Genomic DNA, 20235 nt, shown 5'->3' on the forward strand with positions numbered 1-20235 from the left:
ATTTAATAACCCCATGCGGTAGGATACCCGTGGACGTTTAATTTATTGAAGATTAAATAAATGACTGAATCTTTTGCTCAACTCTTTGAAGAGTTTCTAAACGAAACAGAATTCCAACAAGGCAGCATCGTTAAAGGTACTGTAGTAGCTATCGAGAACGGTTACGTTCTTGTTGACGCTGGTCTTAAGTCTGAATCTGCTATCCCTGCTGAACAGTTCAAGAACGCTGCTGGCGAACTTGAAGTTGAAGTTGGCGCTGAAGTAGACGTAGCTCTAGACGCTGTTGAAGATGGTTTCGGTGAAACTCAACTTTCTCGTGAGAAAGCTAAGCGTCACGAAGCTTGGATCGTTCTTGAGAAAGCTTACGAAGAAGCTGAAACTGTTGTTGGTATCATCAACGGTAAAGTTAAAGGCGGTTTCACTGTTGAACTAAACGGTATCCGTGCTTTCCTTCCTGGCTCTCTAGTAGACGTACGTCCAATCCGCGACACTGCTCACCTAGAAAACAAAGAGCTAGAGTTCAAAGTTATCAAACTTGACCAAAAACGTAACAACGTAGTTGTTTCACGTCGTGCAGTTATCGAATCTGAGAACAGCGTTGAACGTGACGAGCTTCTAGAAACTCTACAAGAAGGTTCTGAAGTTAAAGGTATCGTTAAGAACCTTACTGACTACGGTGCGTTCGTTGACCTAGGTGGCGTTGACGGTCTTCTACATATCACTGATATGGCTTGGAAGCGCGTTAAGCACCCATCTGAAATCGTTAACGTTGGTGACGAGATCCAAGTTAAAGTTCTTAAGTTCGACCGTGAGCGTACTCGCGTATCACTAGGTCTTAAGCAACTAGGCGAAGATCCATGGGTAGCAATCGCTAAGCGTTACCCAGAAGGTCACAAACTAACTGGTCGCGTAACTAACCTAACTGACTACGGCTGCTTCGTTGAAATCGAAGAAGGCGTTGAAGGTCTAGTACACGTTTCAGAAATGGATTGGACTAACAAGAACATCCACCCATCTAAAGTTGTTAATGTTGGCGACGAAGTTGAGGTTATGGTTCTTGAGATCGACGAAGAACGTCGTCGTATCTCTCTAGGTCTGAAACAGTGTAAAGCTAACCCATGGCAGTCATTCGCTGAAGCACAAGCTAAAGGCGACAAAGTTACTGGTAAGATCAAGTCTATCACTGACTTCGGTATCTTCATCGGTCTAGAAGGCGGCATCGACGGTCTAGTTCACCTATCTGACATTTCTTGGAATGTTGCTGGCGAAGAAGCTGTACGTGAGTACAAGAAAGGCGACGAGATCTCTGCAGTTGTTCTAGCAGTAGACGCTGAGCGTGAGCGCATCTCTCTAGGCGTTAAGCAAATGGAAAACGACCCATTCAATGCTTACGTTGCTGATAACAAGAAAGGTGTTCTAGTTAACGCTACTGTAACTGCTGTTGACGCTAAAGGCGCTACAGTTGAAATCGCAGAAGGCGTTGAAGGCTACATCCGTGCTTCTGAAGTATCTCGCGATCGCGTAGAAGATGCTTCTCTAATCCTAAGCGCTGGTGATGTTGTTGAAGCGAAGTTCACAGGTGTTGACCGTAAGAACCGCGTAATCAACCTATCTATCAAAGCTAAAGATGAAGCTGATGAGCAAGAAGCAATGGCATCTATCAACAAGCAAGACGAAGCTGCTTTTGGTAATGCAATGGCTGACGCTTTCAAAGCTGCTAAAGGCGAATAATTTACTCGCTTAAGCTAAAAAGGAGCCGCAAGGCTCCTTTTTTATGCTTGTTATAAACTAAGTAGTAATACTAATGTCGATAAACTATCTTGGTAAAAGGCATTTTTTCATTACGCATTTTGCATAAAATTTGTCTAGAATTGATAGCAAGTGTTTGTTGGAATTAGTATTACTTACTATAATGAGTGATAAAAATACTCTAAGAGGGCAACTATGACTAAGTCAGAACTGATTGAAAGACTCTGCGCTGAGCAAACACACTTGTCAGCGAAAGAGGTAGAAGATGCTGTAAAAGATATTTTGGAGCATATGGCCTCTACACTAGAGACCGGTGACCGTATTGAGATCCGTGGCTTTGGTAGTTTTTCTCTTCATTACCGCGAGCCTCGCGTAGGTCGCAACCCTAAAACTGGCGACAAAGTGGAATTAGAGGGTAAGTACGTTCCTCACTTTAAACCAGGTAAAGAATTGCGGGAACGCGTAAATATTGGCAGTTAATTGTCAACTAACGGTTTGAAAAAGCGGCATACTCTACAGTATGCCGCTTTTTTATAGCCAAAAAGTGAGCAAGTAGAGTTGAATCTAGCACCTAGAAGTGACTTCGGTATAATATACGTGGTCTGAAGAAACATTTTCCTGCATAATCTTACCTACTTACTCCTCTAAGGGTGATGTAATATGAAAATTATAAAAATTATCGCTGTACTAGCTCTCTTTTTAATCGCACTGGCTTTAGGTTCTCAAAACCAAGAGATAGTCGCTTTCAACTACTTAATTGCAAAAGGTGACTTCCACCTTTCAACATTGTTAGGTGTTGTATTTGTGGCTGGCTTTGCGTTGGCATGGTTAATCTTTGCTAGCATTCAGTTTAAGACGCAGCTTCAAGTTCGTCGTTTGAAAAAGAAACTGAAAAAATACGAGCCGACAGAAACAGCGAAACCTGCAAAACCTGCAGTAGAAAAACAGGCATAAGGATAAGGCCCAACTTTAATGCTTGAACTACTCTTCTTGTTATTGCCGATAGCCGCCGCGTATGGCTGGTACATGGGGCATCGCAGCGCTCAGCAAGACAAGCAGAAGCAATCTCATCAAATATCCCGTCAATACGTGACGGGTTTAAACCTGCTTTTGTCTGACCAGTCAGACAAAGCGGTTGATCACTTTATTGAATTGCTCCAAGTCGATAATGAAACGATAGATACCCATCTAGCGCTGGGTAATCTTTTCCGTTCTCGAGGTGAGGTGGATCGCGCAATTCGTATTCACCAAAATCTCATCTCACGTTCTGGCCTGACCTTGGATCAGAAAAATCTCGCTCTTCAGCAGCTAGCTAAAGATTATATGGCTTCGGGCTTTCTCGACCGTGCTGAAAAGATATTCGAGCAGTTAGTTGAAGAACCCGATCATAAAGAAGGCGCTTTGCAGCAGCTTGTCACCATTTATCAACAGACCCGAGAGTGGGATAAAGCAATTTTCTATGCCAATCAACTCTCCAAACTGGGTAAAAAGCGCACTCGAATTCGTGCCAATATCGCCCATTTCTGGTGTGAGCTTGCCATGCTTGACCAAGCTGACGGTAATACCAATAAAGCCATTCAACACTTCAAGAAAGCACTCTCGGAAGATCCGAAATGCGTCCGCGCCAGTATTTCGCTGGGACGACTGTATTTAGAGTCTGAAGACTATAAGCACACTATTAAGTATTTGACTGGTGTACTAGAGCAAGACAAAGACTTCGTCAGTGATGTACTGCCTACCATTGCGGAGTGTTACCATCATCTTGGTCAAGAAGAAGAGTTGGTTGAATTTCTGCGTACCTGTATAGGTAAAAAAGCGGGCGTGTCGGCCGAGTTAATGTTGGCTCAGCTTGTTGCTCATCATGACAGTGTCGGTGCTGCTCAAGAACTGTTGACTAAACAGTTATTGAAAAATCCTACCATGAAGGGCTTTTATCGCCTTATCGACTACCATATTGCAGAGGCGGAGGATGGCCGTGCAAAAGACAGTTTGTCGACGCTTCAAGCAATGGTTGGTGAACAGTTAAAAGTTAAACCACATTACCGATGCAGGAAATGTGGTTTCTCCACTCATTCCCTTTACTGGCATTGTCCATCTTGTAAAGGATGGGGGACGATCAAGCCAATCCGAGGATTGGACGGTGAATAATTTTAATGCAGCTGGCAGAGTTTCTGTCCGCTGCATTTTTTTAACCTTTTATTTAATAAGAACCAAAACTAGTTAGGAGATGAAATGATCGACCAAAAAGTTATTGTCGCACTGGATTATGACAACCAAGCAGATGCACTTGCGTTCATAGATAGAATTGATCCTGCGTCATGTCGCCTAAAAGTAGGCAAGGAAATGTTTACGCTATTTGGTCCTGATTTCGTACGTGAGCTTCATAAACGTGGTTTCTCTGTGTTCCTAGACCTGAAGTTTCACGATATCCCGAATACGTGTTCAAAAGCAGTTCGCGCTGCGGCTGAGCTAGGTGTATGGATGGTGAACGTTCATGCGAGTGGTGGTGAACGTATGATGACGGCATCTCGTGAGATTCTTGAACCTTACGGTAAAGACCGTCCACTGCTGATCGGCGTGACTGTGCTTACAAGCATGGAGCAAAGTGATTTGGCAGGTATTGGCTTGAACATTGCGCCTCAAGAGCAAGTGATTCGCCTAGCAACGCTGACAAAGAATTCAGGTCTTGATGGCGTAGTATGTTCTGCGCAAGAATCATCGCTACTGAAGAATGAACTTGGCAAAGAGTTTAAGTTAGTGACTCCGGGTATTCGTCCAGCAGGCTCAGAGCAAGGTGATCAACGCCGCATCATGACGCCAGTAGATGCAATCCAAGCGGGTTCTGATTACCTAGTGATTGGTCGTCCTATTACTCAAGCTGCTGACCCTTCAGCAGTACTAGCTACAATCAATGCAAGCTTATTAAACATGTAAGTTTGAACAACACAGAATTAAGAGGGCGGGGTGGTAACACTTCGCTTTTTTGTTTACTGCTTTCCTCAAAAAGTCGAAAGGCTAGAGTCTTGATATTCACGAAGAAGCTAGGGCTTCTAACTATAACGATCACACTTTAGTAACATAATTGGTTGTGATGAGGGAAATGTGCAACCATGTGTTATTGATGGGTTGCGTTACAAATACGTAACGAATACTATGCAATAGATGCATTCACTGCGTTGTAAGGTCTAGGATGACCTAGTGAAACTCTCTGATTTTAATACTGAAATAGATTGGAACTTGCTTAGTATTATCTCCTTCATGATTTCTTGAACTGCGTTCACCGCATTTTCTTTGGGGTTCACTTGTTTTTTCCTAGTTTACGACGTAAACACAACAAGGAAGAATACAATGATAAGAAACCTGCCACTTACGGCACTGGCAACCTTGGTCGCTACGAGCTTTCAAATTAATGCGACGGAATTGCCAGCTGATATCGAATGGATTTCAAATAATAACGAACCATTATTTGCTTCAGAAGAAGCAGTAAGAGGTGGGACGCTGCGTACTTATATGCTGAGTTTTCCTCAGACTCTTCGTAGTGTTGGTCCTGATGCTAACTCTGGTCTTCGTCAGTACTTTATGGATGGTGCTCCAAAACTGGCTCAGCGTCACCCAAATACGGGTAAATGGATTCCTCAGCTTGCTAAAGAGTGGGCGTTTGGTGATGACAATAAAACCGTTTACTTCAAGCTTGATGACACAGCGAAATGGTCGGATGGTGAAAAAATCACCGCGGACGATTACGTGTTTATGATGAAATACTACACATCTAAAGACATTATTGACCCTTGGTATAACGACTTCTTCAAAAACAGCATCCTGAGCGTCGAAAAGATCGACGAGTATACCATTAAAGTTGATCTCGCCGTTGCGCAAAGCCATGACTCATTGATGGTAATGATCAACATGCCAAGTAATGGTTTTCAACCTCGTCCAGAGCATTTCTTTGCTAAAGAAAAAGATGAAAATAATGATGGTATGCCGGACAACTTTGTCCGTAAGTTTAACTTTAAGGCTGAACCTACGGCTGCGCCATACTACTTAGATAAAGTTAAGAAAGGCAAGAGCGTAACGTTCAAGCATGTTGGTGACGATTGGTGGGGCTACAACAACCGTTATTACAAGAATCGTTACAATGTAGATAAAGTACGTATCACAGTGATTCGTGATCAAGACATTGCGATGAAGCACTTTGAAAAAGGTAATCTAGATTACTTTGATATGGTATTACCAAATCTTTGGCATGACAAAACAAGCGGCGATGTCTACAAGAATGGTTACGTGCAGAAGTATTGGGGATTCAACCAAGCACCTCAAGGCGCTGGTGGCCTATGGATGAATACTGCAATGCCAATGCTAGACAACTTAGAAGTACGTAAAGGTGTTATGGCTGCCACCGATTATGACGGTATGATTGAAAACATCATGCGTGGAGACTACTCACGTAAGCCTCATGGTCTTGGCTTTGGTCATGGTAACTATGATGACCCTAACAACACACCGCCAAAGTTTGATGCAGCGGCTGCAATTAAGCACTTTGAAAAAGCAGGTTTTGATGAAGTTGGTTCTGATGGCGTGCGCGTTAACGATAAGGGACAGCGCTTAAGCTTTGCAATTACCTATGGTTACAACTCATGGACTCCACGTATCGCTTATTTGAAAGAGCAAGCAAAACTGGCTGGCTTGGAATACACACTGAACCTTGTTGATGGTTCATCGGCATTTAAGTATATCCTTGAAAAGAAACACCAATTAGCCTTCTTGAATATGGGCTCTGGTGAGATTCCTGCGTACTGGGAATACTTGCACTCTGATAACGCGAACAAACCACAAACTAACGCGCATACGAATTACAGCAGTCCTGAGCTAGATAAATTGATTGAAGCGTATGACAATGAGTTTGAGCAGCAGAAACGCTACGACTTATCACGCCAGATCCAAAAGTATGTATCTGAAGCGAATATCATTGTTCCTGGATACATGGTTCCTTACACGCGTGAAGCACACTGGCGTTGGGTTAAAGTACCAAAAGATGGTATGACGAAGAGTACAGAGTGGATGTTCCACCCAATGGATGTCGGTAACTTCTGGATTGATAAGACGGCGAAGAAAGAAACAGAAAAAGCAATGAAAGAGGGGAAAGCCTTCCCAGAAGTCACTTTCATTGATGAGCGATACAAGCTGTAATTGGCCAGAAAATAAAGAGCCCACCATAAGGTGGGCTTTGTATTTTAAGCAACTTTGGAGCTAGGCACTCCACTATGAAACTTAAAGTCGTCGTCTAGAGTGCTAATTAGTTCCGCTTCGATTTGGCCAAAATACGCCACACGCTCACTAATATCTTTACCAGCAATTTGCTCTGCGAGTATCAAGTAATCTTGATAGTGACGCGCTTCTGAACGTAGTAGAGAGACGTAGAATTTTGCGATATCGTCATCCATGTGTGGAGCTAGTTTTGCAAAACGTTCACAAGAGCGAGCTTCGATGTACGCACCAATGATTAGCTTATCAATCAAAGTTTCTGGTTCGTGTGTTTTCATGTGCGAAATTAGTGTTTTTGCATAGCGACTAGCTGGAATGTTTTTGTATTCCACCCCACGGCTCTCCATGATTTCCAATACTTGATAGAAGTGGTGCAATTCTTCTTTGATCAGCAAAACCATCTTATCAATTAGATCTTGGCTATATGGTGAATCTGATTTTGCGATGATCGCTTTAGAGATATTACTTTTACCCTTCAATGTCGCAAGTGAGCCCGTTTTGCGATAAGCGAAGTCTTCGTAGGGTTTGAACCAATCGAGTAGGGTGTGGGAACTAGTTTGGTCTACTGCGTATTTACGGATCAAGAACATCGCTGACTGGCCAGCCTTAAGCTCACACAGTAGATGATCCAACAAAATAGTTTGAAGGTTTTCTGGCTTTTTTGCTTCCTCAACCCATTCATCTGGTGTGTTGCATTGTAAGAACTGGTTAATTGGAGCAAGAAGGTCCTGATAGGCGTCGAGATTAATCATTTTAATTTTTAGCACTTTACATTCAAATTTTATTTATCCGGCTTTACCTATTCAAAACGACAAGACGTAAAAAAGGCTGCAAACGCAGCCTTTAATCGAATAGGGTGGAAAGCTATTGTGGAGTTTACCACTTTTTCTTTTCACCGAAGAGTGCTTCCATATCGTTGTCGCGCTCTTTATCGGCAATTTGCTGGACTTCAGCATCGTTCTTATCTTGGCGTTTCTTATCTAGGTCACCAAGCATTTCTTCAAGTTTTTGCTTAGCTTGAACAGAGTAAGCATCATTTTTTGTGCTTAGCGCATCAATGCCTTTACGAAGCAATTGCAGTGCAGTGCCTGGCTGACCACGAGCAATAGAATCATTTGCACGTTTAATCACGTTTTCGATGTTGATGCGGATTTGCATAGTTTCTAGGCGCGCATTTTCAGTCACGTACGTCTGAGTGTCTAAGCGACCTTTGTTGTGCTCATTACGGATCGTATCACGTAGGCGTTTGACCAATTTAAGCATTACAATTGCTTGCTTATCACTTGTTGGTAGTTTGAAGCTTGTGCTTTCTCCGCCGTTATAATTAGCTTTCAACTGCTCGATTTGTTGTTTCATATTTTCGATTCGTTGAACAAGCTGTTTATTCTTGGGATCTAGATCTCGCATGCTTTCAAGTGCATCGAGAATGCGGTTATTAAGACACACTAAAAGCTCTTTACTAAAAGGAATATGGTGCGCATGCCCAATGAGTTCTTCAGTCCCATCGATGAGTGCCACATATCGAGCAGACTCCTGTCTTCTCGCAGTTTCAACTTTAACTTTATACTGCAGCATGATGTTATAGCCGAGCACCAACACCAATAAGATGGCAACTAAGGCAATGATTAAACCAATATTCATATCTTCTGTGTCTGCTTATATTTTTTTGATGGCTAGCGTTCAAGAATACATGAATCTTATCTTACTCGGCACCCCATTTGTTTGATTATTTTGCATTAGGCACATTTTGATGATGAATTGAACAAAGAATGCGGCCTAAAGAACAAATAAAGCGTTCTATACGCAAGGGTTTATGAAACTTGAATGCGCCGTTGTACGGCCTTGTAGCCTTAAATAGTAGTACTTGGAGGATGTACTTGCGGCACTCTTTGCAAATAGTAAGGGTCTTGGCTTGTATACTTTGTTGTCGATTCTTGATTTAGACCCACTAGACCTTTAAATCGCCGTGCGTCTACAAACCAAGTCATTCTCGCTGAACCTAGCATCTCGAGGTTACTTGGGTATATATGGGTATAAGTTAGAAAGATCTGTTAATTTAATGGTTAACACGTTATAACTAAAGATTATATCGTGCCAGTGAATAGCTTGATGCGCTTATGCGCTCGACAGGGTGACACGATGTGCAATGTTCATTTCCATTTGAGTAAGGGATTACTATGAAACTGCAGCAACTGAAGTACATTGTTGAGGTTGTTAACCATAATTTAAATGTTTCTGCGACGGCGGAAAGCCTATATACGTCCCAGCCTGGCATCAGTAAGCAAGTTCGTTTGCTTGAGGATGAGCTTGGTATTCAAATATTTGAGCGTAGCGGAAAACATCTCACTCAAGTGACGCCGGCAGGCGAGGAAATCATTCGAATTTCTCAAGAGATTCTTGCTCGCGTGGAAAGCATTAAAGCGGTGGCGGGTGAGCACACCCACCCAGAAATGGGCACGCTGAACATTTCTACCACTCACACTCAAGCACGTTACGCACTTCCTGACGTGATCAAAGGTTTTACGGCACGTTACCCGAAAGTATCGCTACACATGCACCAAGGTACGCCATCACAAATGTCTGAAGCGATTGCGAAGGGCACGGCGAACTTTGCGATTGCAACGGAAGCGCTTCATCTCTACCAAGATGCCATCATGCTGCCTTGTTACCACTGGAATCGTTCTATCGTGGTACCAAAAGATCACCCATTGGCGAAGAAAGACGTTGTCACTATTCATGATTTGGCCGCTTACCCGCTAGTGACTTACGTGTTTGGCTTTACTGGTCGTTCTGAGCTGGATACCGCATTTAACCGTGAAGGTTTAACGCCACGCGTTGTGTTTACGGCAACGGATGCAGACGTAATCAAAACTTACGTTCGTATGGGTATCGGGGTTGGTGTGATTGCGAGCATGGCGGTGGATGAGGACCAAGACGGCGATTTGGTTGCGATTGATGCAAGCCACTTATTTGGTGCAAGTACTACAAGCATCGGCTTCCGTCGAGGTACCTTCCTACGTTCTTACATGTTCGATTTTATGGAGCGTTTTGCACCGCACTTAACGCGTCCTGTGGTTGAACAAGCGATTTCACTGAAGTCGAACTCAGAAATTGAAGAGATGTTTAAAGACATCGAACTTCCGGTCAGATAACACTTCATTGCTGTTTCGATTCCCTCTACAATGCGCTCGTTGTAGGGGGAGCTATGAAAACGCAATTTCAATTTATTAATGACTGTTTAATCGAAAACCAATCGTTGTGGCGATTCGAGCCATTTAAAAGCAGCATTCACACATCATTATCATGGCAAGCAGAACATCCTCAGCTGTGCCAGTGGTTAGCGTCTCTTAGTCCCTCTCAAATCGAAGAATACAAAGCAGAACCTGAACTCGCTTTAAAGGCGCTTAGTTCTTTTTTGCCAGAACTTGAAAGTCTCGCTGAACTTACTCATTTAGAACCTCTTGCGTTAAACGGATTAGAACTTACTCGCGGATTAGACAGCGGCATTCCCGGTCGTAAATTAGAGCAAATTAGCTCGATGGGGGAAGCGGCGATTCAACATCATCACGGTGAAGAATGGCTAGAGTGGTGCTCCGGCAAAGGCTACTTGGGACGAATTCTGACCACGCAAACCGATCAGCCTGTCACCAGTTTCGAATACCAACAAGCGCTGTGTGATTCGGGGCAACAATCAGCGAATGAACACCATTGGAAGATGACGTTTATTCAAGGTGATGCTTTCAATTGCCAAGCTAAAGCGGTATTTAAGCCAACGCAACACGCAGTGGCGCTGCATGCGTGTGGCGATCTCCATGTTCGATTAATGCAGTACGGCAGCGAAAATGGTGTTGCAGCAATGACTATTTCGCCTTGCTGTTACCATTTGATTCAGTCCGAGCAATATCAGCCAATGTCGGAACAGGGCAGGGCTTCTTCGCTTTCTTTATCTAGGCAAGAATTGCGTATCCCTTTACAGCAGACCGTCACTGGTGGTGAACGTGTTCGTCGCCATCGTCAGCAAGAAATGGTCTTTAGGCTCGGGTTTGATTTGATCACGAAACAAGCTTTAGGTATGTCGGAGTATCAGCCAGTGCCGAGCGTGCGGAAGTCGCAATTAAGTGATGGTTTTGAGGCTTTGTGTCGCTGGGCGGCGGACCAGAAGGGCATCGATCTTTCTCAAGAAATCAACTTCGATTATTTTGAAAAGTTAGGCGAGCAACGCTTTTGGCAAATGGAGCGTTTGAGTCTGGTTCAGTTGGTGTTTCAACGACCGTTGGAAATTTGGCTTGCTTTGGACAAAGCACTTTATCTTGAAGAACGTGGTTATCGTGTTAGATTGGCAGAGTTTTGCGCTAAGTCAGTCACACCTAGAAACATTTTAATTTGTGCTTATAAGGTTTAGTTATTTTTTATAATTAAATGCTCTATACGAAAAAGCCCACTTTAGAGTGGGCTTTTGTAAATAAAACGTGACAACTTATGCGTTATTTTGTCATTAGTTAAACATTGCGATAGCTTGCGTTGGTTCAACGTATTCTAGGTCAAAGCTCTCAGCAACTTCTTTACAAGTTACTTTACCGTGGATAACGTTTAGACCTTCAAGGAAGCCTTTGTCTTCTAGGAGTGCTTCACGGTAGCCTTTGTTTGCTAGCTTCACGATGTATGGAAGCGTTGCATTATTCAGTGCGAATGTTGAAGTGCGGGCAACTGCACCTGGCATGTTTGCAACGCAGTAGTGAACCACCTCGTCAACGATGTAAGTTGGGTCTGCGTGTGTTGTTGCGTGAGAAGTCTCAAAACAACCGCCTTGATCGATTGCTACGTCAACGACCGCTGCGCCTGGCTTCATCTTAGCAATGTGCTCTTTTGTTACCAGTTTAGGCGCTGCTGCACCAGGGATAAGAACCGCACCGATAACTAAGTCTGCTTCTAGAACATGCTTCTCAATAGCGTCTTCTGTAGAATAAACCACTTTAGCGCGACCTTGGAATTCCTCGTCTAGTTTACGTAGTGTATCTACGTTACGGTCTAGGATTGTGACGTCTGCGCGAAGACCAACAGCCATACGAGCTGCGTTTGCGCCAACGACACCACCGCCCACAACAACGACTTTCGCTGGTTCAACACCAGGAACGCCACCTAGAAGTAAACCACGACCCCCGTGTGATTTTTCTAGAGTTTGGGCTCCAGCTTGGATAGACATACGACCAGCAACTTCTGACATTGGTGCTAATAGTGGCAAACGACCCATATTATCTGTTACAGTCTCATAGGCTATACAGACAGCTTTGCTCTTGATTAGCTCATCAGTTTGTGGAAAATCTGGTGCTAGGTGTAAATAAGTAAATAAAATCTGCCCTTCGCGGAGCATTGCTCTCTCGATAGCTTGGGGTTCTTTTACTTTGACAATCATGTCTGCTTTCGCAAACACGTCAGCAGCAGTAGGAAGAATGGATGCGCCTACAGCGATGTAGTCATCGTCTGAAAAACCGATGCCGGCACCTGCATTGGTCTCAACAAAAACTTGGTGACCATGTGAGATGAGTTCTCTCACGCTAGCTGGGATCATGCCCACACGGTATTCGTGGTTCTTGATTTCCTTAGGTACGCCAATGATCATCCTGTGTCCTCTTTCTATAATGGTTGTATTAACTGTTTGTAGGGTGTTATTGTCGAATTAATATCTAGTATAGATATTGTTTTACAAAATTTGGCCCTAAATATTAAAAAGTTGTAGTATATTTTTTTGCAAGGAAGTAATAAGGTGGAATAAAAAATGGCAGACAACTATAAAAAGCCGTCCAAGGAACTAGACCGTATCGACCGCAACATTCTTAATGAATTGCAGAAAGACGGTCGTATTTCAAACGTAGAGCTTTCAAAACGTGTAGGACTTTCTCCGACTCCATGTCTGGAGCGTGTACGTCGATTGGAGCGTCAAGGCTACATCACAGGTTACACTGCGTTGCTAAACCCGCAGTATCTAGATGCATCTCTACTTGTATTTGTAGAAATCACTCTAAACCGTGGTGCACCAGATGTATTTGAGCAGTTTAATGCCGCTGTTCAAAAACTAGACGACATTCAAGAGTGTCATCTAGTATCAGGTGATTTCGACTATCTTCTAAAAACCCGTGTATCTGACATGGGTGCATACCGTCGACTACTAGGCGATACGTTACTGCGTCTTCCTGGCGTAAATGACACTCGTACCTATGTAGTTATGGAAGAAGTGAAACAAACTAACCAGCTAGTGATTAAAACTCGTTAAATTATTGCAAAGAAAGCGGTATATGCTTCCGCTTTCACCATTGAATAATTGGGTTTTTCTCTTTGATATGGTTAAATCAATTTACCGAGCGGCTTTTGCCGCTCGGATTGTTTTGCTTATTTATTATTCATATCGTATTCAAGTTGATTTATGTTCAAAGAGAACGCTAAGAAAGTCGAAACTATTATCAAAACCAGTGAAGAGCCTCAGTCTTCACGACTCAATGGCTTCCAACGCTTAAAAGAATGCTGCCTGATTGTTGGCGTTCTCAGTTCAGTTTTACTCGCTGTAGCACTATTTACTTTTAGTCCTGCCGATCCTTCATGGTCACAAACGGCTTGGGGAGGGGAGATTAATAATGCTGGTGGTGTGTTTGGAGCTTGGCTTGCTGATACCTTATTTTTTACGTTTGGATCCCTCGCTTACCCTATTCCTTTTCTATTGATCATTGGCGCGTGGATTGCTTTTCGTAAACGCGGCGAGGATGACCCTATAGATTTAATGTTATGGGGAACCCGCCTGCTTGGTTTGGTTATCTTGATCTTAACCAGTAGCGGCCTTGCGGATATTAACTTCGATGATATTTGGTACTTTTCATCAGGTGGTGTGGTCGGTGATGTTCTGACAAGCTTATCGCTGCCCACTCTGAATGTGTTAGGTACCACTCTGGTTCTATTGTTCTTATGGGGTGCTGGTTTTACCTTGTTTACTGGTATTTCATGGCTTTCGATAGTTGAATGGCTTGGAGATAAGTCTCTAAGTTTACTTTCTGCTATTTTGAACAAAGTGCGCGGAACAGAAAAAGAAACTATCGAGCCTCAGCTAGATGAAGTTGTTGCTGATAGTGTACCTCAACGCCGCAATGAACAAGAGACTGAGGACGAAGTACTTCCGCATCTTACTGCTTATGATATTGATGACAGTAAAGAGCCAGAGCCTGTACATGAATATCCAATCTACATGCCTCAATCGGTAGCAAAACCGTCTCAACCGTCAGAAGAGGCACCAACTCCTGCTACGCCGGCGGTAATGGTCAGCACGGATAATGTTGATCCAGAAGTTGAGCGAACTAAGCAGCTAAATGTCACCATTGAAGAGTTAGAAGCGGCGGCGCAACAAGCCGACGACTGGGCTGACGAAGTGGCACAAGTTCAACAGCCAGTTATTGATACCGTTGTTACTCAGCCTGAAGTCTCACAACCTGTTTCTCAAGATTCAGTTCTGCAGCAAGCTGTTCATCAACAAGCTATTCATCAACAAGGAACACCGCAAGAACCCTTTGTTCAGCCTGAACCGGCTGTATCAGAACAGTACGATAACGAGCCAAGCTATGAGGAATACGCTCAGTTTGCAGCAGAGCAAACTCAGCAAGAACAGCCTCCAACTCACGCATCGTTTGAGCATGAAAACACAGAGCAGCCTCAACACGAGGAGCCTGTCATTAACACAGTAGCGCTGGATAGCATCGTTGACCAAACTGAGCTAAACCATCACATCGAACCAACGATTTCGAACCTCGATGTTTTGGATGAAGAAGATGAGTACCAAGAGCAGCAGGCTCAACCAACTCATATGGAGCCGCAACAAGCCGCTGTTCAGCCACAAGTGACTATGCAGGCTGTTCAAGAGCAACCTGTGCAGCAACACGTTGCGTCTCAACCACAATCGGCATCGCCAGAACCTTCAGCTACGTTTGAACCTGTACCTCAAGAGGTTGAGGTAGAAGAAGTTCAAGAAGGCGATCAAGATGTGGCCGCGTTCCAAAATATGGTATCGAGCGCTCAGGCGAAAGTGGTTGCTCAGCAAAACCCATTCTTGGTACAGCAAGAGCAAAACTTGCCAGTACCAGCAGAGCCACTACCAACATTAGAGCTGCTTTATCACCCAGAGAAGCGCGACAACTTTATTGATCGTGATGCTTTGGAAGAGGTGGCTCGTCTGGTTGAAACTAAACTTGCAGATTACAAGATCAAAGCGGACGTAGTAGGCATTTACCCAGGTCCTGTTATTACTCGATTCGAACTTGATTTGGCTCCGGGCGTAAAAGTAAGCCGAATCTCTGGTCTGTCAATGGACTTGGCTCGTGCATTGTCAGCAATGGCAGTTCGTGTTGTTGAAGTGATTCCTGGCAAACCGTATGTGGGTCTAGAGTTGCCTAACATGAGCCGCCAAACGGTGTTCCTATCTGATGTAATCAACAGCCCTCAATTTGAACAAGCAACCTCACCGACAACGGTAGTTCTTGGTCAAGATATCGCTGGTGAAGCGGTTATTGCTGACATTGCGAAAATGCCTCACGTGTTAGTAGCGGGTACAACCGGTTCTGGTAAGTCAGTAGGTGTGAACGTGATGATCTTGAGTATGCTTTACAAAGCATCGCCAGAAGATCTGCGTTTCATCATGATCGACCCGAAAATGTTGGAGCTTTCTATTTACGAAGGTATTCCTCATCTTCTTTCAGAAGTTGTAACGGACATGAAAGACGCGTCTAACGCACTACGTTGGTGTGTGGGCGAGATGGAACGTCGTTACAAACTGATGTCGGCATTGGGTGTACGTAACGTGAAAGGCTTCAACGAGAAGCTGAAGATGGCAGCAGAAGCAGGGCATCCAATTCACGATCCATTCTGGCAGGAAGGCGACAGCATGGACACTGAGCCGCCATTGCTAGAGAAATTGCCGTACATTGTTGTGGTTGTCGATGAATTTGCCGACCTAATGATGGTCGTTGGTAAGAAGGTTGAAGAACTGATTGCTCGCTTGGCGCAAAAAGCGCGTGCGGCAGGTATTCACTTGATCCTCGCGACGCAGCGTCCATCGGTTGACGTTATCACCGGCCTAATTAAAGCGAACATTCCAACACGTGTGGCGTTCACGGTATCAACTAAGACGGACTCACGAACTATCCTTGACCAAGGTGGTGCTGAATCGCTTCTAGGTATGGGTGACATGCTTTACCTTCCTCCGGGCTCAAGCCATACGACCCGCGTTCATGGTGCGTTTGCATCAGATGATGATGTTCATGCTGTTGTGAACAACTGGAAAGCGCGTGGTAAACCAAACTACATCGATGAAATCATCAGTGGCGACCAAGGCCCAGAAAGCTTACTTCCAGGCGAGCAGATGGACTCGGATGAAGAAGTCGATCCATTGTTTGACCAAGTGGTAGAGCACGTGGTTCAGTCGCGACGTGGTTCGGTTTCTGGCGTACAGCGTCGATTCAAGATCGGTTACAACCGAGCAGCTCGAATCGTTGAGCAGCTTGAAGCGCAAGGCATCGTGAGTGCTCCGGGCCACAACGGTAACCGTGAAGTACTGGCTCCTGCACCACCAAAAGATTAATGAACTTGTGTTACTCACCTCAGTCAAACTGAGGTGAGTAATTTTAGGTCTTTGACCCTCTGATAGGTATTTGAATGAAAAAACTATTTTCAGCGAAACTTTTCTCTGCGCTTGTTTTAAGCTTTTCTCTCTTCTCTACTGCACATGCAGCGTCTCCTAAAGATGAACTAAACAAACGCCTTTCTATGAATGATGGCTTTAGTGCGGACTTCTCTCAGCAAGTGATCAGCCCTGAGGGTGAAACGGTAATGGAAGGAGAAGGCACGGTTGAGATCGCTCGTCCAAGTCTGTTCCGTTGGAGCACAACATTCCCTGATGAGAACTTGTTGGTTTCTGATGGTAAGACACTTTGGTACTACAGCCCGTTCATTGAACAAGTGAGTATCTACTGGCAAGAGCAAGCAACCGAGCAGACACCATTTGTTTTGTTAACGCGGAACCGCGCAAGTGATTGGGATAACTACCAGATCTCTCAAAAAGGTGATCAGTTCACTCTTATTCCTACTGCGGTAGACTCCACACAAGGCCAATTCCAGATTAATATTGATGCTAAAGGTGTGGTGAAAGGCTTTAATGTGGTTGAGCAAGACGGTCAGAAAGGCTTGTTTACCTTTAACAACGTGAAGCTTGGTAAACCTAAGGCAGATAGATTCACATTCACAATTCCAGATGGCGTGGAAGTGGATGACCAAAGGAATTAATTGGCAGTGAGCAATTACACATTAGATTTCTCGGGGGACGAAGATTTTCGTCCCCTTGCTGCTCGTATGAGACCAGAAACGATCGAACAATACATCGGTCAGCAGCATATTTTAGGTCCCGGTAAGCCACTACGCCGCGCGCTGGAGGCGGGTCATATTCACTCGATGATTCTTTGGGGACCACCAGGCACTGGTAAGACAACGTTAGCGGAAGTGGCAGCAAACTACGCCAACGCTGAAGTTGAACGTGTCTCTGCGGTAACATCTGGCGTGAAGGAAATCCGAGCTGCTATTGAGAAAGCGCGTGAGAACAAAATGGCCGGTCGCCGCACCATCTTATTTGTGGACGAGGTGCATCGCTTCAACAAATCTCAACAAGACGCGTTTTTACCGCATATTGAAGATGGCACCGTTACCTTTATTGGTGCGACGACAGAAAACCCATCGTTTGAGTTAAACAACGCACTACTGTCACGTGCACGTGTGTACAAGCTAACGTCTCTCGACAAAGATGAAATTTCATTGGCGCTGAATCAAGCGATCAGTGACAAAGAGCGTGGCTTGGGAAATACACCCGCACACTTCGCTGATAACGTATTAGATCGCCTAGCGGAACTGGTAAACGGTGATGCTCGCATGTCGCTCAACTATCTTGAGCTGCTTTACGATATGGCAGAGGACAACGAGCAAGGCGAAAAAGAGATAACCTTGAGGCTGCTTGCTGAAGTAGCAGGCGAGAAGGTCTCTCGCTTCGATAACAAAGGCGATATCTGGTACGACTTAATCTCTGCGGTACACAAGTCGATTCGTGGCTCAAACCCTGATGCCGCACTTTACTGGGCTGCACGTATGATCGCAGCAGGTTGTGATCCTTTGTATATTGCCCGTCGATTGCTGGCGATTGCTTCTGAAGATGTGGGTAACGCGGATCCACGTGCAATGCAAGTAGCACTGTCCGCTTGGGATTGCTTCACCCGTGTTGGTCCGGCAGAAGGTGAACGTGCGATAGCACAGGCAATTGTGTATTTAGCATGCGCGCCAAAAAGTAATGCGGTGTACGTAGCATGGAAACAAGCGCTGACTGATGCTCATAACTTACCTGAATATGAAGTGCCGCATCACCTTCGAAATGCACCTACCAGTTTGATGAAAGACATGGGTTACGGTGCAGAGTATCGTTATGCTCACGATGAGCCTGGCGCTTACGCCGCGGGTGAGCAATATTTGCCACCTGAAATGGGCGATCGTAGGTACTATCAGCCTACAAACCGTGGTCTAGAGACCAAAATCGGCGAAAAGTTAGATTACTTGGCTACTTTAGACGCAAATAGCCCACAAAAGCGCTATGAAAAGTAGGCGTTTTTGGATACATTTGTTCAGTAAATTTTTTTAACGCGTACGCTTGGAAAGTGCGCGTGATTTCACAACACAAAGCATAGGATTAACAATGCTGGATTCTAAATTACTTCGTACAGAGCTGGATGAAACAGCTGCTAAACTGGCGCGTCGTGGCTTTAAGCTAGACGTAGATACTATTCGTAAACTTGAAGAACAACGTAAGTCCATTCAAGTAGAAGTAGAAAATTTACAATCCACGCGTAACTCCATCTCCAAGCAAATCGGCCAAAAAATGGCAGCTGGCGACAAAGAAGGTGCAGAAGAGATCAAGAAACAAATCGGTACTCTAGGTAGCGATCTTGATGCGAAGAAAGTTGAACTTGAGCAAGTAATGGCTCAACTAGACGAATTCACGCTTTCTGTTCCAAACATCCCAGCGGATGAAGTGCCAGATGGCAAAGACGAGAACGACAACGTAGAAATCTCACGTTGGGGTGAGCCAAAGACTTACGACTTCGAACTGAAAGACCACGTTGACCTAGGCGAAATGGGTGACGGTCTAGATTTCGCAAGCGCAGTTAAGATCACTGGCGCGCGTTTCATCGTGATGAAAGGCCAATTTGCTCGTCTACACCGTGCAATCGCTCAGTTCATGCTGGATCTTCACACTGAAGAGCACGGCTATACAGAAATGTACGTACCTTACCTAGTAAACTCTGACAGCCTATTTGGCACTGGTCAGCTTCCTAAGTTCGGTAAAGATCTTTTCCACACTGAGCCGCTAGTAGAAAAAGTAAACGACGAAGAGCCACGTAAACTGTCTCTAATCCCTACGGCAGAAGTACCGGTAACGAACCTAGTTCGTGACACAATTTCTGACGAAGCGGATCTACCGCTTAAGATGACAGCTCACACGCCATGTTTCCGTTCAGAAGCAGGTTCTTATGGTCGTGATACTCGTGGTCTGATTCGTATGCACCAGTTCGACAAAGTTGAGCTAGTACAAATCACTAAGCCAGAAGATTCAATGAACGCGCTAGAAGAGCTAACAGGTCACGCTGAGAAAGTTCTACAACTTCTAGAGCTTCCTTACCGTAAAGTGGTTCTTTGTACAGGTGACATGGGCTTCGGCGCTCGTAAAACTTACGACTTAGAAGTTTGGGTTCCTGCTCAAGAAACTTACCGTGAAATCTCTTCATGTTCTAACATGTGGGACTTCCAAGCTCGTCGTATGCAAGCGCGTTTCCGTCGTAAAGGCGAGAAGAAACCTGAACTTGTGCACACGCTAAACGGTTCTGGTCTAGCGGTAGGTCGTACCATGGTTGCTATCCTAGAAAACAACCAAGAAGCAGACGGCCGCATTGCAATCCCTACAGTACTTCAGAAGTACATGGCGGGCGCAACGCACATCGGTTAATGCATTAACCACTAGAACACCCAAACCCAGCCTTAGTGCTGGGTTTTTTGTTATCTGCGTCGAGTGAAAATACGTTGTTATGTAATTAGCACACGCATTAGTGACGAGCTCGCCCAGAATCTGGTAGTACGAGATAAATGATATTTTTCTTAGCG

At 44.6% G+C, this 20235-nt stretch carries 16 protein-coding genes; 13 read left to right on the plus strand and 3 right to left on the minus strand.

All coding sequences use genetic code 11. The features are described 5' to 3' along the window. The first annotated feature begins 60 nt into the window (after nucleotides 1-60). The 6 genes from rpsA (at nucleotide 61) to ACTS60_RS21810 (ending at nucleotide 6936) form a co-directional block, all read left to right on the plus strand. Nucleotides 61-1731, plus strand: a complete 1671-nt coding sequence (gene rpsA / locus ACTS60_RS21785) for a 30S ribosomal protein S1 (RefSeq protein ID WP_010449240.1) — start codon at nucleotides 61-63, stop codon at nucleotides 1729-1731. Between the two features lie 213 nt (nucleotides 1732-1944). Then, a complete protein-coding gene (gene ihfB, locus ACTS60_RS21790) occupies nucleotides 1945-2229 on the plus strand; it encodes an integration host factor subunit beta (protein WP_010449239.1) in 285 nt (94 codons plus the stop codon). A 180-nt stretch (nucleotides 2230-2409) separates the two neighbouring features. Next, nucleotides 2410-2703 (plus strand): lipopolysaccharide assembly protein LapA domain-containing protein, encoded by a 294-nt coding sequence (locus ACTS60_RS21795; RefSeq protein ID WP_411064151.1) that lies wholly within the window; start codon nucleotides 2410-2412, stop codon nucleotides 2701-2703. Between the two features lie 18 nt (nucleotides 2704-2721). Then, the gene (gene lapB / locus ACTS60_RS21800; protein ID WP_010449237.1) at nucleotides 2722-3897 is read left to right on the plus strand and encodes a lipopolysaccharide assembly protein LapB; all 1176 of its coding nucleotides are present in this window, start codon (nucleotides 2722-2724) and stop codon (nucleotides 3895-3897) included. Between the two features lie 84 nt (nucleotides 3898-3981). After that, a complete protein-coding gene (gene pyrF / locus ACTS60_RS21805) occupies nucleotides 3982-4683 on the plus strand; it encodes an orotidine-5'-phosphate decarboxylase (protein WP_440889953.1) in 702 nt (233 codons plus the stop codon). Nucleotides 4684-5097: 414 nt separating this feature from the next. Further along, nucleotides 5098-6936, plus strand: coding sequence for an extracellular solute-binding protein (locus tag ACTS60_RS21810; protein WP_440889954.1), 1839 nt, complete (start codon nucleotides 5098-5100; stop codon nucleotides 6934-6936). A 44-nt stretch (nucleotides 6937-6980) separates the two neighbouring features. On the opposite strand, the gene miaE is transcribed toward ACTS60_RS21810, so the two are convergent. Next, nucleotides 6981-7763 (minus strand): tRNA isopentenyl-2-thiomethyl-A-37 hydroxylase MiaE, encoded by a 783-nt coding sequence (gene miaE / locus ACTS60_RS21815; protein ID WP_440890154.1) that lies wholly within the window; start codon nucleotides 7761-7763, stop codon nucleotides 6981-6983. A gap of 124 nt (nucleotides 7764-7887) precedes the next feature. Beyond that, nucleotides 7888-8652, minus strand: coding sequence for a DNA repair protein (locus ACTS60_RS21820; RefSeq protein ID WP_440889955.1), 765 nt, complete (start codon nucleotides 8650-8652; stop codon nucleotides 7888-7890). 536 nt (nucleotides 8653-9188) lie between these two features. Between ACTS60_RS21820 and cysB the strand changes: the two genes are divergently transcribed. Both cysB and ACTS60_RS21830 read left to right on the plus strand, forming a co-directional pair. Next, nucleotides 9189-10163, plus strand: a complete 975-nt coding sequence (gene cysB / locus ACTS60_RS21825; RefSeq protein WP_440889956.1) for an HTH-type transcriptional regulator CysB — start codon at nucleotides 9189-9191, stop codon at nucleotides 10161-10163. 53 nt (nucleotides 10164-10216) lie between these two features. Beyond that, entirely contained in the window at nucleotides 10217-11413 is a 1197-nt protein-coding gene (locus ACTS60_RS21830) for a methyltransferase (RefSeq protein ID WP_440889957.1), read from the plus strand. A gap of 93 nt (nucleotides 11414-11506) precedes the next feature. Here ACTS60_RS21830 and ald read toward each other — a convergent pair whose 3' ends face one another. Next, entirely contained in the window at nucleotides 11507-12631 is a 1125-nt protein-coding gene (ald, locus tag ACTS60_RS21835; RefSeq protein ID WP_440889958.1) for an alanine dehydrogenase, read from the minus strand. 156 nt (nucleotides 12632-12787) lie between these two features. On the opposite strand from ald, the gene lrp reads away from it, so the two are divergent. The 5 genes from lrp to serS all read left to right on the plus strand — a co-directional run bounded on the left by lrp (nucleotide 12788) and on the right by serS (nucleotide 20080). Beyond that, nucleotides 12788-13282, plus strand: coding sequence for a leucine-responsive transcriptional regulator Lrp (gene lrp, locus ACTS60_RS21840; protein ID WP_038882782.1), 495 nt, complete (start codon nucleotides 12788-12790; stop codon nucleotides 13280-13282). A 150-nt stretch (nucleotides 13283-13432) separates the two neighbouring features. After that, on the plus strand, nucleotides 13433-16624 hold the full coding sequence (locus ACTS60_RS21845; RefSeq protein WP_440889959.1) for a DNA translocase FtsK 4TM domain-containing protein: 3192 nt from the start codon (nucleotides 13433-13435) through the stop codon (nucleotides 16622-16624). Between the two features lie 74 nt (nucleotides 16625-16698). Then, nucleotides 16699-17325, plus strand: a complete 627-nt coding sequence (lolA, locus tag ACTS60_RS21850; RefSeq protein WP_440889960.1) for an outer membrane lipoprotein chaperone LolA — start codon at nucleotides 16699-16701, stop codon at nucleotides 17323-17325. Beyond that, nucleotides 17326-18681, plus strand: a complete 1356-nt coding sequence (locus ACTS60_RS21855; RefSeq protein ID WP_440889961.1) for a replication-associated recombination protein A — start codon at nucleotides 17326-17328, stop codon at nucleotides 18679-18681. A 91-nt stretch (nucleotides 18682-18772) separates the two neighbouring features. Continuing rightward, complete coding sequence (gene serS / locus ACTS60_RS21860; protein ID WP_010449217.1) at nucleotides 18773-20080, plus strand: serine--tRNA ligase; 1308 nt, start codon at nucleotides 18773-18775, stop codon at nucleotides 20078-20080. Nucleotides 20081-20235 lie beyond the last annotated feature (155 nt).

It is taken from the genome of Vibrio sp. WZ-1, from assembly GCF_052037695.1.
Taxonomy (GTDB): Bacteria; Pseudomonadota; Gammaproteobacteria; order Enterobacterales; family Vibrionaceae; genus Vibrio.